Genomic DNA, 16,189 nt, shown 5'->3' on the forward strand with positions numbered 1-16,189 from the left:
GGATTTAGAGGTGAAATATTGCGGCGGGATTATACCTTGCATATCGCCACAGGTAAATGGAAAATAGTAAATATCCCCATTTTATTGAGTTATTCGATGCAAGGCACCAAAAACAACATTTATACTGTCTCGCGGCTCAATGGTGAAGTCAGGCAAATCCTCGAGGGGCAACTGGGTAAAATCTGGCTCAATGGCGAAATATCCAACTTTTCCTCCCCCAGCTCAGGGCATTGGTATCTCACCTTAAAAGACCACTCTTCGCAGATCCGTTGCGCCATGTTTAAGGGCCGTAACCAAACGGTCAGCTTTAAGCCCATCAATGGTCAGCAAGTGCTGGTCAAAGGCGCGATCAGCGTTTATGAACCCAGAGGCGACTATCAATTATTAATTGAGTCCATGCTGCCCGCTGGGGATGGATTACTCGCCCAGCAGTTCGATGCACTCAAGATGAAGCTCGCAGCCGAAGGCTTATTCGCCGCCGACACCAAAAGATTGCTACCCAAAAATATTCAACGCATTGGCGTTATTACGTCACCTACGGGTGCGGCGATCCGAGATGTGTTACATGTATTGGCAAGGCGCGATCCTTCGATTGAAGTCATTATCTATCCGACCCAAGTTCAGGGCGAAACCGCGGCGCAGAGTATTTGTCAGGCAATCAATATCGCCAACCAACGTTTAGAAGTCGATGTATTACTGCTCACCCGCGGCGGCGGTTCGCTTGAGGATTTGTGGTGTTTTAACAGCGAAGCCCTCGCCCACACGATTTATAACAGCGCCCTGCCCATTGTCAGCGCCGTCGGCCACGAGGTTGATACGACTATCAGTGATTATGTTGCTGATATCCGCGCCCCAACACCCTCTGCGGGCGCGGAGCTATTATCACAAGACAGTGATAATAAGGCGCAAAAACTCGCCACAGCCTTATCGCGCCTGCAACAAAGCGCGAAACATTATCAGCTTAAACAAGAAAGACGACTTAGTTTGCTAGAGCACAGACTGCAACGCCAAGACCCTAAACGGACTTTGCAGCAGTTCGAACAAAGATTCGATGAGATGCAATTACGACTAGAGTCCGCGCTGTCGAATCGCTTGCATCTGCTCAGCCGCCGTCAGCAGTTGCTCGCAAGCCGCCTTGAACAGCAATCTCCCAAGCATAAACTCGCCATTGAGGGTAACCGCTTAAGTTATCTTGCGAGCCGCTTACAGGATGCATTGCAGGACAAACTCAGCCAAAGTGAACAGCGGATAAAATACGCGGCCCATCAACTCGAAACCGTCAGTCCGCTTGCCACTTTAAGCCGTGGTTACAGCATTACCACTGACATCCACAATCAAGTGGTCGACTCTGCTGATAAACTGGCCATAGGTGATAGTTTGCAGACCCGCTTGCGCCATGGACAAGTGATTTCAACCGTCACTCAGATAAAGCCGCTCGAATAAATCTACATGACGCTGAAATAGTCTTAAAACACAAAAGGAACCCTAAGGTTCCTTTTGTTTCAAATGTGTCTGGTAAAAAACACTATTTGGTTTTTCTGTCTTTGATATGGCTTTGTGCGCGTTTGCGACGGCGCTCTTGGCTCATAGTTAACTTCTCAGTCTTGTTTTCAAATGGGTTATCACCCTCTTGGAAACGTAGCTGGATTGGCGTACCCACCACTTTCAACGAACGACGGAAGTAGTTCATCATGTAACGCTTGTACGAGTCAGGCAGTCTACTCACTTGGTTACCGTGAATGACCACGATTGGCGGATTGTAACCACCGGCGTGAGCGTATTTAAGCTTCACACGGCGACCATTCACTAATGGCGGCTGGTGATCGTCCTGCGACATTTGCATAATACGAGTCAACATAGAAGTGCTGACGCGGCGTGTGGCACTGTCGTAAGCTTCTTCAATCGATTCAAATAAATGGCCAACACCAGTACCGTGCAGCGCCGAAATAAAGTGAATACGGGCAAAGTCGATAAAACCAAGACGACGGTCAAGCTCGCTTTTCACACGATCTTTAATCCCTTGGTCGATACCATCCCACTTGTTGACGGCAATAACCAAAGCGCGACCCGCATTGAGCGCGAAACCTAACAGACCCAAATCTTGCTCGGCGATACCTTCACGGGCATCGATGATAAGTAACACCACGTTAGCATCTTCAACTGCTTTCAAGGTTTTGATCACTGAGAATTTCTCAATGACTTGATGTACTTTACTGCGGCGACGAACACCCGCGGTATCGATAATCACGTACTCGCGACCTTCACGTTCCATTGGAATGTAAATACTGTCACGTGTCGTGCCGGGCTCATCAAATACCACAACGCGCTCTTCACCTAGAATACGGTTAGTCAGGGTTGACTTACCTACGTTAGGTTTACCTATGATCGCCAGCTTGATAGGCAAATCTTGCAGACGCTTTTGCTCAGCTTCCGCTTCTTCTTCGGTATATTCACGCTCTTCAGTAACTTCGTCTTCACCTTGACGCACAATGCCCATCGCTTCGGCATAAGGGGTCAGCGCGTATTCGATCATATTGGTCACGCCACGTCCTTGGGACGCCGCCATTTGGTAAACTTCACCTAGACCTAAAGACCAAAACTCGGCACAAGCTGAATCGGCATCAATACCGTCAACTTTGTTAGCAACCACAAAGGTGGTTTTTTGACGGCTACGTAAGTGCTGTGCAATCGACAGATCCGCAGCGGTTAAACCCGCGCGCGCATCGGTCATAAATAGAACGACATCGGCTTCTTCAATGGCAGCAAGGGATTGCTCAGCCATTTTCGTCTCGATCCCTTCTTCAGTGCCATCGATACCGCCGGTATCGACCACAATGAACTCATAGCCGGATAAGAATGCTCGACCATATTTACGGTCACGTGTTAGGCCAGGAAAGTCAGCAACCAGCGCATCACGCGTGCGCGTAAGACGATTAAATAGGGTGGATTTACCGACGTTCGGCCGACCAACAAGGGCCACTACAGGGATCATGATTTTGCCTCTAAAAAACTTTTCAATAAAAAGCCCCCGGAACACACTTCCAGGGGCTCAGCAAGGATAACACTTTTAACTATGGAAGTGTTACAACAGCCAACTTTCCGCTGCGACCTTGAACATAGATTTTATCATCCACCACTAACGGCTGGCTGTATAATCCTGAGCTGTCCACTTGGACACGACCCACAATCGTCCCTGTACTGCGATCGATGAAGTGTAAATAACCTTCGAAATCACCCACAACTAAATAGTCTTTATATACCGACGGAGATGTCAGAGTGCGGTTAGCTAACTCAGAATTACTCCATAGTTCCAAACCGTTACGTTTATCAACTGAGTAGATACGGCTGTGATCGTCAACTAAGTACAAGCTTAGGCCCGCTGATGCTAACTCGTTAAAGCTAGAATACTTACGCGTCCACACAACTCGACCCGTGCGCAGTTCCATCGACACTAAGTTACCGTTGTAGCTCACTGCATATAAGTTGTCGCCAAGGATCAAGGGCGTCATATCCACGTCGGCCATACGCGTAAACTCGTTACCGCCCGTTGGATTGTAAATAGCCTGTTCCCACGCAGCTTGACCATTGTTTTTAATCACAACAGCCACTTTGCCATCGGCGGTACCTATGAAGAAACCACCCGCTTCGTAAGCTGCAGAACCTGTACCGCGCAGGGTCAGATTCGGCAATTGCATTTCATACACCCACAGCTTGGCGCCAGTATCAACGTTAAACGCTTCGAGTGAACCAGAGCTGGTACTGACCACCACGACGTCATCGGCCACAGTGGGAGCAGACAGTAATTCACCGCCCGCAACGACATGCCATAACACTTGACCATCTTCAGCGTTCAATGCAGCAAGCAGCCCACTTTCGCCACCTAAAAAGACTTTATTACGCGCAGCAGTCACACCAGCAGCAATACGCGCACCTTTATTTTTTGCTAAAGCGTTATCACGAAACTCTTCGCTGAAATCTTTAGTCCAAACGCGCTCGCCAGTGGCCTCATCGAAGGCAACCACTTCACCATAACGGTCGGCGGCAAAAATTTTTCCGTAACTAACGGCGGGGGCGAGGCGAGAATAATAATCACCAACACCATTACCGACAGAGGCGCTCCAACTCACTTCAGGAAACACTGTCGCCTGAATGGCAGTTAACTCACTTACCGGTTCTTCTTCGACATCGCTCGACGAACAGGCGGATAACATGGCCAGACTTAATCCAGCGGCTAGCAGGTTTTTGCACCAAGACTTCATCAAGGGATCCCTTATGCCTGATTTAGGCTATCAAGTTTGATTTTAAGCGCAGGGCTTGTCACCACACCACCATTGTCCATGGCAGCTTGATAAGCTGTTTTTGCCTTCTCAACTTCACCTTGACGTACTAAGAAATCACCTTTCAACTCATCGCGCTGAGCGAAGAAAGCTTTATCTGTTACTTGATCTAAGGTCGCTAGAGCTGCATCAATTTGACCTTGCTCTGCTTGTACTCGTGCTAAACGCAAAGTCGCAATCACATCTAAACCAGCACCGGGTTTAGCCGCAATCACCTTGTTCAAGGCATCAATCGCTTTTGGATAATCCTTCGCTTCTACCGCAGTTTTGGCCACGATCAGTTCTAACAAGGCTTGATAGCCCTTTTGATCGTGATTTTGAGAAAACTCGGCGACACCCGCAAGCATTGCGGCTTCATCGGCAGATTTAGTGGTCAAATTTTGGAACGCTTTTGAAGCTTCTTCCGCTTGCGCCACTTTAACGTCAGAATAATAATTCCACGCATATAAGCCGCCTAAACCCACTACGGCACCGATTAAAATTGAATTTCCGTAATCTTTCCAGAACTGCTTGATAGCATCAACTTGTTGTTCTTCTGTGCTATAAATTTCCACGCGCACGTCCCCTTTATTTGATCAGTTCAGCCAAAAATGTGCCTAAGGCACTTCGAGCTACCCGTTGTTGTTCGATGTCATTGCGTAAATGTTTAACCGTAACCATACCTTCGGCAAGTTCATCTTCACCTATCAGTAGTGCCACACTCGCACCGCTTTTGTCGGCACGCTTCATTTGTTTCTTCACGTTACCGCCGCCACAGTGACTCATCACTTTAAGGTTTGGCAGTGCGTTACGTAATTCCTGCGCGACCTTGATGGCTTCGACCAGACAGCTATCACCCATGGCCGTGACATACACATCCACTTCTGGCGGAATATCTTTGGTCAGCTCTAAGGTTTCAAGCAGCAAGACAATGCGCTCTAAGCCCATAGCAAAACCGACCGCTGGAGTATCTTTACCACCTAACTGGGCGACTAAACCATCGTAGCGACCACCCGCAAGTACAGTACCTTGTGAGCCTAAACTAGATGTAACCCATTCAAATACAGTGCGATTATAGTAATCTAAACCACGTACTAGACGCGGATTAATGGTGTATTTGATACCCACAGCATCAAGTAGTTCACGCAATTGTGAAAAATGTGTCTTCGATTCTTCACCGAGAAAATCCATTAACTCAGGTGCATCAACCAATATGGCTTGGACATTTTGATCTTTTGAATCCAATACTCGCAGCGGATTGCTGTACATGCGACGCTTACTGTCTTCATCAAGCGCATCTTTATGCTGCTCTAAAAACGCAATCAAGGCATCACGATAAACAGCTCGCTCAGCAGGATCACCTAAGGTATTTAGCTCTAGCGAGACGTGCTCGCTAATACCGAGTTTTTCCCACAGGCGTGCCGATAGCATCAAGACTTCAGCATCAATATCAGCCGAGCCAATGCCATACACTTCAACGCCAAATTGGTTAAACTGACGATAACGGCCTTTTTGTGGACGTTCGTGGCGGAACATAGGACCCATATACCAAAGACGTTGCTCTTGGTTATATAGCAGACCGTTTTCGTTACCTGCACGCACTGTCGACGCGGTACCTTCAGGGCGTAGCGTTAAGCTGTCACCGTTATTATCTGCGAAGGTATACATTTCTTTTTCAACAATATCAGTCACTTCACCGATAGAGCGTTTAAAAAGATCGGTATTTTCCACTATTGGAGTGCGGATTTCGCTGTAACCGTAAGCACTGACGCTCGAACGTAGTACCGCTTCCACTTTTTGCCATAGAGGACTTTGAGTTGGCAGAATGTCATTCATTCCGCGAATCGCTTGGATCTGTTTTGCCACTGTATCGACTCGTCCGATTTCGCTAAATTAATAAAAATGTCACGCATTATAGGCTTTTGAGCGTAAAACGTAAAACGACCCCGTCGGTTTCGGGGCCTAGCTCAACATCATTAGGCGTAATCTATGCCCAAATGCGGGTACATATTACTCAGTTGTATCTTTGATTTGAATACGGTTCGCCATTTGACTGGCTTTTGCGCGAATTTTCGCTTCGAGGGAATCGACAATGTTGTCGTTGTCAAAGCGTTCTTTTTGACGTTCACCCTCATCATAGTAACCGCTCTTATTGTGCCCACCCGTTAAACCGATGTGCGACACTAAGGCTTCACCTGGGCCGTTAACTACGCAGCCGATAATAGACACATCCATGGCGGTAGTCACGTCTTCGAGGCGACGCTCTAACTCATTAACGGTACTGATCACATCGAACTCTTGACGAGAACAAGATGGACAGGCAATGAAGTTAATGCCACGGCTACGAATACGCAGCGACTTTAAAATGTCAAAACCGACTTTGATTTCTTCGACCGGATCAGCGGCCAAGGAAATACGTAGGGTATCACCTATGCCTTCAGCCAATAACATACCTAAGCCTACGGCCGATTTCACTGAACCCGCGCGCGCGCCACCAGCTTCGGTAATGCCTAAATGCAAGGGTTGACGAATTTGTTTCGCTAATAAACGGTAGGATTCGACCGCTAAAAATACATCGGAGGCTTTAACGCTGACCTTGAACTGATCAAAGTTCAATCTGTCCAGAATATCCACATGGCGCATAGCTGATTCAAGCAAGGCTTCAGGAGTGGGTTCTTTGTACTTGTCCATTAGATCTTTCTCTAGTGAACCACCATTCACACCAATACGGATGGGAATATTATGGTCACGGGCACATTCCACCACGCTACGAATACGCTCTTCATTGCCTATATTACCCGGATTGATTCGAAGGCAATCGACACCGTACTCGGCAACTTTTAAAGCAATGCGATAATCAAAATGAATGTCGGCCACTAAAGGAACATTGACCGCTTGCTTAATGAGTTTAAAGGCTTCAGCCGCATCCATAGTGGGTACAGAGATACGCACTATATCGGCACCGACTTTCTCTAAGGCACGAATTTGAGCAATTGTCGCTTCAACATCTGTGGTCTTAGTATTGGTCATTGACTGAACAGCAATCGGCGCCCCATCACCAATCGGTACATTACCCACATAAATGCGGGTGGAAGGACGTCTTTTTATGGGAGTTTCATTATACATGCTTAATACGCTCTATTTCGGTACGTGCTGCAGATCATTACGCGGTCGTTAGGCTTTAGGCAAGGTTAACCGCGCGACTCGTCCCTTGGGGAAATCCGCTAGGCTAACAATTTGTCCATCTAAGCTTAAAGTCGCTACATGGGGCGCACCTAAAATGACTTTAAACGGCGGTACACCGCTCACTTGCACTGTTGCGCCAGCGCCTTTAACACCATCGACTAATGCTTTACCTTTAGCATCAACAATGTTTATCCAGCAATCACCCGTCAACTGGACATCTATAATCGATTGTCCTGCAACAGCAACCAAAGTACTTGCTGCAGTGGTCGTTGATGTTGTGGTCGGTGAAGGCGTTGCACTAACAGGCTGTTGGACTACAGGAGCTGTCGTTTGCGGAACCGATGGCGTTGTCGTAGTGGCTGCGATTGCTGAACCACCATCTTCATTACTCGTATCAACGGTCTGAGGATAATTATTGTCCGTTGGTCCTGTGCTGACATCAATAGTGCTTGCATCAGTATCTTTAATTGGACCATCGATAGACATTGAGCCGTTTGCGGCAATCTCAGTCAAACGAGGACTGGCATCCGTTTCGGTCAATAACACATCACCTGGAAGCGTCTGATTCGCTGCTGCGACCTCTTCAGCCGTGGGTTGCGACACATCAATAGTGCTTAGCAAGGTCGTTTTTTGCATCCACCAGACGACTAACGAACCGAGTAACACTATGACGATAAAAATACTCAGCCAAGTTAAACGTGTATCGCGAGCTTGATATGTGGTTTTGCGTGAAAAACTTTGCATTGCAGGCTCAGTCACGACTGGCACTTGCTGCACAAGACAAGCTTCAATCAAAGCCGCATCGGCACTGACCATACGCGCGTAGTTTTTCACATAGCCACGTACATAAGTCGATGAGGCTATATTAGTAAAATTGTCAGCTTCAATATCTTCAATAATACGAGGACGTAGATGCAGCTTTACAGCAGCATCTTGAATACTAAGGCCCATTTTTTCGCGGGCGGCTTTTAATAAAGTACCAAGCGTGACATCTAGCGCGACTGATTGCGGTGCTACCGACTCAACTGGCGCATTGGTTTCATGATCTTTCATTGATGCAAATTAACTCTGTATTGCTTGGCCTGAGGTGATGCTGGGAATTTGGCAAGCAATAAAATACCAAATCTCTTCACAGCGGCATCATCATTCACTGCCTGCTCTATTTTGATCCCGAGCGCTAAACTTTCTGGAGTTTGCTCAGCCACTTGGTGATAGCGCGCTAATTGGTTTCGCGCCTGAATAAAATCACCTTGATCGACTTCTAACTCTGCCAACTCCAGTAATGACACCGAGCGTCTCGGGTCATACTTTAACGCCATCTGAAAATACTGTCGTGCCTTTTCTGCTTGTCCTGCTTCGCGACTACAAAGACCTAAGTTCTCATAGCTTGAGGCAGTGCGCGTATATTTGGGCATTTCAATTGCGGCCAAAAACATTTTTTCAGCTTTGTTGTATTGCTTTTGTTGGCACAAAAACACCCCGAAATTATTCATGGAATCGCCAGAGGCATCCTTAGTACTAATGGCATTCATGTACGACTCTTCGGTACGCACTAAATCGCCCACGGTTTGATAGTAATAAGCCAGAGCGGTATGCACATCTTCGAGCTCTGGAGCATATTCTAATGCTTTATCAAGATTGTATTTGGCTTGTTCCGTGCTACCTCGATTTAAATAGGTTAAACCGAGCTGCATCCGCTCTCTTGCGGCGGCGACTTTGTCTAACTTTCGTTCCGAAACAGGAATATCTGTCCCAGTATAAGTACGCTCAGTGACGCATCCTGTCATCAATAACGACAGGCTTAAAATCAACGAAAACCTTGGCAATCCATGCTTCATGGGCAAGCCTATAAATCTGTGCAAACAAAGAGTTAATTCATTGTGACTGAAATCTGGTTTTCTTGCATGCGTTTTTTCGCTAAACGTTTCGTTCTGTCGCGAATATCGCCAGCTAACTGACCGCAAGCGGCATCAATGTCATCACCACGGGTTTTACGTACGATGACAGTAAAACCGTATTCCATAAGAACCTTAGAAAAACGGTCGATACGTGAATTAGATGAGCGGCCATAAGGCGAGCCAGGATACGGATTAAATGGGATCAGATTCACCTTACATGGCGTATCTTTCATTAACTTAGCTAACTCATGGGCTTGGTCTGTGCTGTCGTTGATATGATCTAGCATCACATATTCAACCGTCACGCGGCCGCGGTTAGCATTTGATTTAGCAATATAGCGACGAATACCCGCTAAAAACTCATCCAGCGGATACTTTTTATTGATCGGGACCAGAATGTCACGCAACTCATCATTGGGTGCATGAATACTGACAGCAAGTGCCACATCGATGGCATCGCCCAGTTTATCTAACGCTGGCACTACGCCTGATGTTGATAAAGTCACGCGGCGCTTTGATAGACTAAAACCAAAATCATCGAGCATGATGTCCATCGCAGGGATCACATTGGCTAAATTGAGTAATGGCTCACCCATGCCCATCATCACGACGTTAGTGATAGGACGCTCGCCCGTGTCTTTTGCAAATCCTAAAAAGTGCGACACGCGCCAGATTTGACCGACGATTTCAGAAACCGTTAAGTTACGGTTAAAACCTTGCTGACCCGTCGAGCAGAAAGTACATTCCAGCGCACAGCCAACCTGTGAAGATACACACAAGGTCGCACGATCATCCTCAGGAATATAAACCGTTTCCACTTCTTGGCCTTGGCCAACATTAATTGCAAATTTTATCGTACCATCGGTCGATTTTTGGAAACTCGAAATTTCTGGTGCAACGATCTCGCAGCGGGCCGCCAACTTTTGACGTAACACTTTGTTGATGTTGGTCATCTCTTCGAAGTCACTGACACCGAAATGATATAGCCATTTCATGAGCTGATCGGCACGAAAGGGTTTTTCACCCATTTCCGCAAATAATGCGCGCATCGCCTTACGATCAAGGTCTAATAAATTGATCTTCTTTTCACTCATATAGCTAACCTCAACACCAAAAACCGGATCCTGCAACAGGGCGGCGAATTATACAGACGCAAATAAATTTTAGCCAGTAACTCAATTCACCTATGATAGAATCTCCAAGGGCTAATATTGGCCTAAAATACGGAGTTGTAATTCCACCTATATGTTAACCCTCATCATTATAGTGCTTGTCGCTGTCGCTGTTTCTTTTCTGTGCAGTGTGTTCGAAGCTGTTCTGTTATCGGTTACCCCAAGTTATATCGCATCACTCGAACAAACTGACAGTGCCGCAGCCGCGCGCTTACGTAGATTGAAAGAGAATGTCGAAGCCCCTTTGGTGTCAATCCTTACCCTAAATACTATCGCTCATACCGTCGGTGCCGCCGTTGCAGGTGCGCAAGCGGCTAAAGTATTTGGTGACGATATGTTAGGTGTTTTCTCGGGCGTATTAACCTTTATTATTCTGTTTTTCTCAGAAATCATTCCTAAATCATTGGGTGCAAACCATTGGCGCCGCCTCGCACCAAGTGTTTCTGTTGCCGTGCTGTGGATGAAGCGTACCACTAAACCGCTGATCTGGATGTCACAGCAAGTCACTCGCCTAATGGGCAAAGGTGATGAAGGCCACTACATACGCCAAGAGATGAGTGCTATGGCCAAAATTGGCCATGAATCCGGTGAGCTTGATGAGCAAGAGTCAAAAATTTTGACGCAAATGCTGAAGGTGCGAGATATGCCAGTCACGGCGATCATGACGCCGCGCACTGTGATGTTTTCTTTGCCCATAGATCTCACCCAAAATGAGTTTGTGCGCCAATACCGCGACAAGCCTTTTACCCGAATTCCAGTATACGACCAAGATCATGATGATGTGATTGGTTACATTACCCGCACCGATGTATTGCTAGCAGAGCGTTACACGCCAGAAGCACCGATTGGTGAACTTAAACGAAGTTTATTTGTGGTGCCTGAAACCGCAAAAATACTGCCACTTTTTGAGCGTATGATTAAACGTAACACCCAAATTGCGATGGTGGTCGACGAGTACGGCAGTAGCCAAGGTATCGTAACTCAAGAAGATATCATCGAATCTATGTTAGGATTAGAGATTGTCGATCTAAACGACCCCGCGACCGATATGCAGCAATTGGCACGTAAACTTTGGACTAAGCGCATGAAGCAAAAAGGCATTCGCCTATCCGATGACGGTGATTTTGAAGCCGCATCCGATGATGACGAAGCCAAATCCGGCTGAAGGCTAACCAAGTTTAGTGCTTGTTAATATAAAGGGAGCCTAGCTCCCTTTATTCTTTTAGAATGCGGATAACTCAGAGCCCTCTGAAACTCGCATTTTCAGGTTGCTTGGGTATATACTCACCCGCCGTAATAGAGGTAAGTTATGACACAGAGCTACACACTCTCACTCGCGCACATTAATGACACCCATTCGAATTTTGAACCCTGCCGCGTCCAATTTAGCCTTAACATAGGCCAGAATAAGCTAGATGTGACCAGCCATAGCGGTGGTTATGCCCGCATCGGCCATCACATCACAAAAGCGCGTCACACCGCTGCACAAACCAATACGCCTTTTATTTTCCTGCATGGTGGTGACAGCTTTCAGGGCACGCTGTATTTCAGCCATTTTAAAGGTAAGGCCAACGCCCACTTACTCAATCTGTTGGCACCTGATGCTATGGTCATTGGCAACCACGATATCGATGAAGGTAACGCCAGACTTGCCGAGTTTGCCAAGCAAATTGATTTTCCATTGCTTGCGGGCAATATGGATTTAAGCCAAGAAGATCTCAACAAACCCGGTTGTCTGCGAGGTTTGCCTAATATCTTGGATTATGATCATGAGCAAAAACGCGCGAAATACCTGCTTAAGCCCTTCCACGATAAGACCTTAGCCATTGTCGGTATTACCTTAGATCAGATGAAAGAGATCGCTCGTCCCGATCCCGACACCCATTTTGTCGATGCTATCGCCACTACCGCGCGCACGGTTGAGCACCTTAAAAATCAAGGTATTAAGCATATTATCGTGCTCAGTCACTTAGGCTTAGATCAGGATAAACGCCTCGCGGCCGAAGTCGATGGTATTAGCCTTATCGTAGGCGGTCACACGCATACGCTACAGGGGGATTTTCGCGCCCTAGGTTTGAGCAACCTGCCCTACGGTGAAGTTATTAATAACACACCCATAGTGCATGCGGGTAAATATGCCGAAGTCGTCGGCTTAGCCGAGATAACGTTTGACTCTGATGGGAAAGTGCTGAATTTAAAGGGCGGCAACTATTTCATGCTGGATCAGCATTTTATCTTAAGTGCTAACACGGCCGTCGATAACCAAGATTACCAAGCGGTGCGCCAACAGCTCAGTCAGCATCCGAATATCTTTTGGGATGATGCCGATGCCGATATCGATGGCGTGATCCGAGAAATCTACAAACCCGCTATCGCAGAGATGGAAAACAAAGTGTTAGCACTGGTGCCGAAGAACTTAGTCCATACCCGCTTACCCTCTAAAGCCCTGCCCCACGGCAGTGAAATAGCACCTTGGGTGAGTCGCAGCATGTTCCAAGAAGCCAAACTGGTCGACCCAAGAGTGAACTTTGCTCTGCATAATGCTGGCGGTGTGCGCCAATCGGTGGCCCAAGGACAATTGACACTAGCCGATGTGATGGGGCAATTACTCCCCTTCGAATTACCATTAGTTAAGTATGAAATTCAAGGTCAGTTTCTCTATCAAGCGCTCGAATCGGCGATTAACGCGGCGACCAACAACAGCGCCCGTGGTACAGGTGCGGGTAGTTTCCCCTACACTTACGGCCTACGGTATTACTACGATGGGCGACGCCCACTGGGTGAACGTTTATTCAGACTAGAGATGATGCAGCAAGACAGTCAATCTCTTTGGTATCCGGTTGAGCCTGAGTCACTGTATGTCGGGGTATCGACCTCTTACACCGCTGCGGGTAAAGAAGGTTATTCTCCATTGCTGCAAGCCCGCTGGCAGGAGTCGATGGAGTCACTGACTTTGCCACAGGCCTTTATTCGATTCTTGAATCGCTCACCGAATTTGTCTGATTTATTGTCACAGCATGTGCATTACACCAGCCACAGCCAACGTATAGGTTAGGCGCTATGATCCTCATGGCGTAAGCATTAATGCTGTGAGGAACAAAGTGAGTGGTTGCTTACAAAGCGCTAAACAAACTTGAGCTTAAAATTGCCAATCACATTGCGGTAAACGCGCAGTAAACCAATCCTGCGCCTTGCCTTCAGCATATTTACGCCATGCCATAAACACAGCTTGCGTTGGGCGCGGCATTTCCACATGACAAGCCACTAGGCTTCCCGCCGCCAACGCATCTAAGATCAAGTGCTTTGGAATGTAACCCACACCTAATCCCAATTGCTGTGCCTTAATTTTGGTCTGCATATTCGGCACTCGGATCACTTGGCGACTATCAAATAAACCACTTGATCGCTGTGCTAGGGCGGTCGAACTGTCTGCCACCACAATAGAAGGAAATTGCAACAATGCCTCGGTCGGAATTGGGCCAGCATGTTGCGCCAATGGATGCGAAGGATATAAAGCAAATACAAACTCCAACTCCCCAATTTCAACCACATGATATTGGCCTTTGGGCAACTCCCCTGTTACGCCGATGGCGATATCGGCACGGCCAGAATAGAGCGCATCCCAGCCGCCACCTAAGGACTCTTCGCTGATATTCACAGTCACTTGCTTACCCAGCTCAGTAAACTCACCAATCAACTGCAGCAGAGGTAAATCCGGCACCACTGTATCTATAGCTAAGGTCAATGAAGACTCCCAGCCTGTCTCGAGTTGACGCACCGCCTCTTCGAGCCTTGATGTTGCCGCAAGGATTTCTCGGCCTTGGCGCAGTACAAGTTGACCGACTAAGGTCAGCTCGGCGCGCTGGCCCTTACGTTCAAATAATTTTGTGCCTAAATCGCTTTCCAGTTTCTGCACTGTGTAGGTCAGTGCCGATGGCACCCGAAACAAGGACTCGGCAGCAGCGGAAAAACTGCCTTTTTTATCAATAGCATCAAGTACGATTAATCCATCAAGACTAATAGATGGCAACATATAAACCTCATATTCAAATTATTTGAAATGAACATTGAAAATGTTCCGATTTTCTTTGCCAAAGGTCAAGTCTACACTGCTTAGCAATGGAGAAGTTCTTCGGAACTGTAGCCAAACTGACTTAAGACTGAGTGAACAATACCCTTAACTATTCGTTAAATAATTTGAAATGAGGAATATCCCATGAAAGCACTGATCACAAAAACACTGAAATCAGCCCCGAGTTTTGCCCCACTGGCACTGCGCATTCCTATCGGGATCATCTTAATCGCCCATGGTTCACAAAAACTGTTTGGCTGGTTTGGCGGTTACGGCTTAGAAGGCACTGGACAATGGATGGCATCCATTGGTTTGACACCAGGTTACTTAATGGCATTGATGGCAGGTTCAAGTGAATTTTTCGGCGGCCTGTTCCTGTTGCTCGGTCTGCTGACTCGCCCAACGGCCTTCGTCTTGTCATTCACTATGGTTGTGGCGATTTTCTCGGTACATATAGGCAACGGTCTGTTCCTTGCCAATAACGGTTACGAATTTGGTCTCGCCCTATTAGCAGCCACAGTCTCATTGACGGTATCAGGTGCTGGCAAATTCGCTGTAGATAACCTATTCGCTAACCGCATCAAATAAAGGGGAAAGCAAGATGATCACATTAAGAAAAGCACAAGATCGCGGTCAAGCAGACTTAGGCTGGCTAAAGAGTCAACATACCTTCTCTTTCTCTAGCTACTATGACCCAGAGCACATGGGAATATCATCCCTAAGAGTCATCAACGATGACAGAGTGGCACCCGGCGCAGGTTTTGATACCCATGGTCATAAAGACATGGAGATCATCAGTTACGTAATATCCGGCACTATCGCTCACAAGGATAGCTTCGGCAATATCAAAACCTTACCCGCAGGTGAGTTTCAATTAATGTCCGCAGGTAAAGGCATTTACCACAGCGAGTTTAATGCCTCTAAAACCGAGCCGCTGCACTTTTTACAGATTTGGATCCGCCCAGATACTTTAGGCATAGATGCGGGTTATCAGCAAAAGGCATTTGAGCAAAGCTCACCACTGACGGCCGTGGTGACACCAAACGGTGAAAATGGCACGCTCAAAGTGCAACAAGATGCGACCCTATATCGTTTAGTGTTGAGTGAAGGCGAAAAAGTAACGATGAGTAGAAACGCCGCTCAAGCAAATCGTCATCTATATATTCAATTAATTGAAGGTACGTTGGATATCAATGGCACAACACTCACGGCTGGGGACGGCGCACATCTGACACAACTCGCGAGTGTCGACTTTACTGCAACAAGCGGCCCAGTTACCGCATTAGTGTTCGACTTGTCGCCTAACGCGTAATACAAATGATTTAACAAAGCGATTCAATAATGCGGCTTCACTATTTATTAGTTATTGGTTATTGGTTATTCGTTATTCGCAAACTACCAAGCAAACGATTGAGTAAGTGATTAGATGCCAGCTTAATAAGCACTCACCTAGAAGCACTGCCACAAGTCATCTTTGGCAGTGTTTTTTATTGGCGCTTCTATGGCGATGTTATAAAACAGTGCTGACGGCCTCGTTTAGCTAAC

14 protein-coding genes are annotated in these 16,189 nt (G+C 47.0%); 5 read left to right on the forward strand and 9 right to left on the reverse strand.

Going from position 1 to position 16,189, the window contains the following annotated elements; genetic code table 11:
• Positions 1–96 precede the first annotated feature (96 nt).
• A complete protein-coding gene (gene xseA / locus L5M11_RS01185) occupies positions 97–1,443 on the forward strand; it encodes an exodeoxyribonuclease VII large subunit (protein ID WP_168824523.1) in 1,347 nt (448 codons plus the stop codon).
• A gap of 82 nt (positions 1,444–1,525) precedes the next feature.
• Here the strand turns inward: xseA and der are convergent, their stop codons facing one another.
• The 8 genes from der to L5M11_RS01225 all read right to left on the reverse strand — a co-directional run bounded on the left by der (position 1,526) and on the right by L5M11_RS01225 (position 10,494).
• Positions 1,526–2,992, reverse strand: coding sequence for a ribosome biogenesis GTPase Der (der, locus tag L5M11_RS01190; RefSeq protein WP_105251897.1), 1,467 nt, complete (start codon positions 2,990–2,992; stop codon positions 1,526–1,528).
• Between the two features lie 79 nt (positions 2,993–3,071).
• On the reverse strand, positions 3,072–4,259 hold the full coding sequence (bamB, locus tag L5M11_RS01195) for an outer membrane protein assembly factor BamB (RefSeq protein WP_263177092.1): 1,188 nt from the start codon (positions 4,257–4,259) through the stop codon (positions 3,072–3,074).
• Between the two features lie 11 nt (positions 4,260–4,270).
• A complete protein-coding gene (locus tag L5M11_RS01200; protein WP_131523676.1) occupies positions 4,271–4,891 on the reverse strand; it encodes a tetratricopeptide repeat protein in 621 nt (206 codons plus the stop codon).
• 13 nt (positions 4,892–4,904) lie between these two features.
• Positions 4,905–6,182, reverse strand: a complete 1,278-nt coding sequence (hisS, locus tag L5M11_RS01205; protein ID WP_131523675.1) for a histidine--tRNA ligase — start codon at positions 6,180–6,182, stop codon at positions 4,905–4,907.
• A 144-nt stretch (positions 6,183–6,326) separates the two neighbouring features.
• Entirely contained in the window at positions 6,327–7,442 is a 1,116-nt protein-coding gene (gene ispG / locus L5M11_RS01210; protein ID WP_105251894.1) for a flavodoxin-dependent (E)-4-hydroxy-3-methylbut-2-enyl-diphosphate synthase, read from the reverse strand.
• 48 nt (positions 7,443–7,490) lie between these two features.
• Entirely contained in the window at positions 7,491–8,555 is a 1,065-nt protein-coding gene (locus L5M11_RS01215) for a RodZ domain-containing protein (RefSeq protein ID WP_131523674.1), read from the reverse strand.
• A complete protein-coding gene (gene pilW, locus L5M11_RS01220) occupies positions 8,552–9,340 on the reverse strand; it encodes a type IV pilus biogenesis/stability protein PilW (RefSeq protein WP_028761255.1) in 789 nt (262 codons plus the stop codon). Before pilW ends, L5M11_RS01215 begins: the two co-directional genes overlap by 4 nt.
• 32 nt (positions 9,341–9,372) lie before the next feature.
• Positions 9,373–10,494: a bifunctional tRNA (adenosine(37)-C2)-methyltransferase TrmG/ribosomal RNA large subunit methyltransferase RlmN gene (locus L5M11_RS01225; protein WP_028761256.1), complete on the reverse strand. Its 1,122-nt coding sequence runs from the start codon at positions 10,492–10,494 to the stop codon at positions 9,373–9,375.
• A gap of 151 nt (positions 10,495–10,645) precedes the next feature.
• Between L5M11_RS01225 and L5M11_RS01230 the strand changes: the two genes are divergently transcribed.
• Positions 10,646–11,737, forward strand: coding sequence for a CNNM domain-containing protein (locus L5M11_RS01230; RefSeq protein WP_028761257.1), 1,092 nt, complete (start codon positions 10,646–10,648; stop codon positions 11,735–11,737).
• Positions 11,738–11,881: 144 nt separating this feature from the next.
• On the forward strand, positions 11,882–13,627 hold the full coding sequence (locus L5M11_RS01235; RefSeq protein ID WP_263191121.1) for a bifunctional metallophosphatase/5'-nucleotidase: 1,746 nt from the start codon (positions 11,882–11,884) through the stop codon (positions 13,625–13,627).
• Positions 13,628–13,711: 84 nt separating this feature from the next.
• Here the strand turns inward: L5M11_RS01235 and L5M11_RS01240 are convergent, their stop codons facing one another.
• Entirely contained in the window at positions 13,712–14,605 is an 894-nt protein-coding gene (locus tag L5M11_RS01240) for a LysR substrate-binding domain-containing protein (RefSeq protein ID WP_263191123.1), read from the reverse strand.
• A gap of 183 nt (positions 14,606–14,788) precedes the next feature.
• Here L5M11_RS01240 and L5M11_RS01245 point away from each other — a divergent pair, with 183 nt between their 5' ends.
• Both L5M11_RS01245 and L5M11_RS01250 read left to right on the forward strand, forming a co-directional pair.
• A complete protein-coding gene (locus L5M11_RS01245; protein WP_263142350.1) occupies positions 14,789–15,232 on the forward strand; it encodes a DoxX family protein in 444 nt (147 codons plus the stop codon).
• A gap of 13 nt (positions 15,233–15,245) precedes the next feature.
• The gene (locus L5M11_RS01250; protein WP_219250964.1) at positions 15,246–15,956 is read left to right on the forward strand and encodes a pirin family protein; all 711 of its coding nucleotides are present in this window, start codon (positions 15,246–15,248) and stop codon (positions 15,954–15,956) included.
• Positions 15,957–16,189 lie beyond the last annotated feature (233 nt).

The sequence above is a fragment of the Shewanella sp. SM87 genome, from assembly GCF_025653705.1.
GTDB classification, from domain to species: Bacteria; Pseudomonadota; Gammaproteobacteria; order Enterobacterales; family Shewanellaceae; genus Shewanella; species Shewanella oncorhynchi.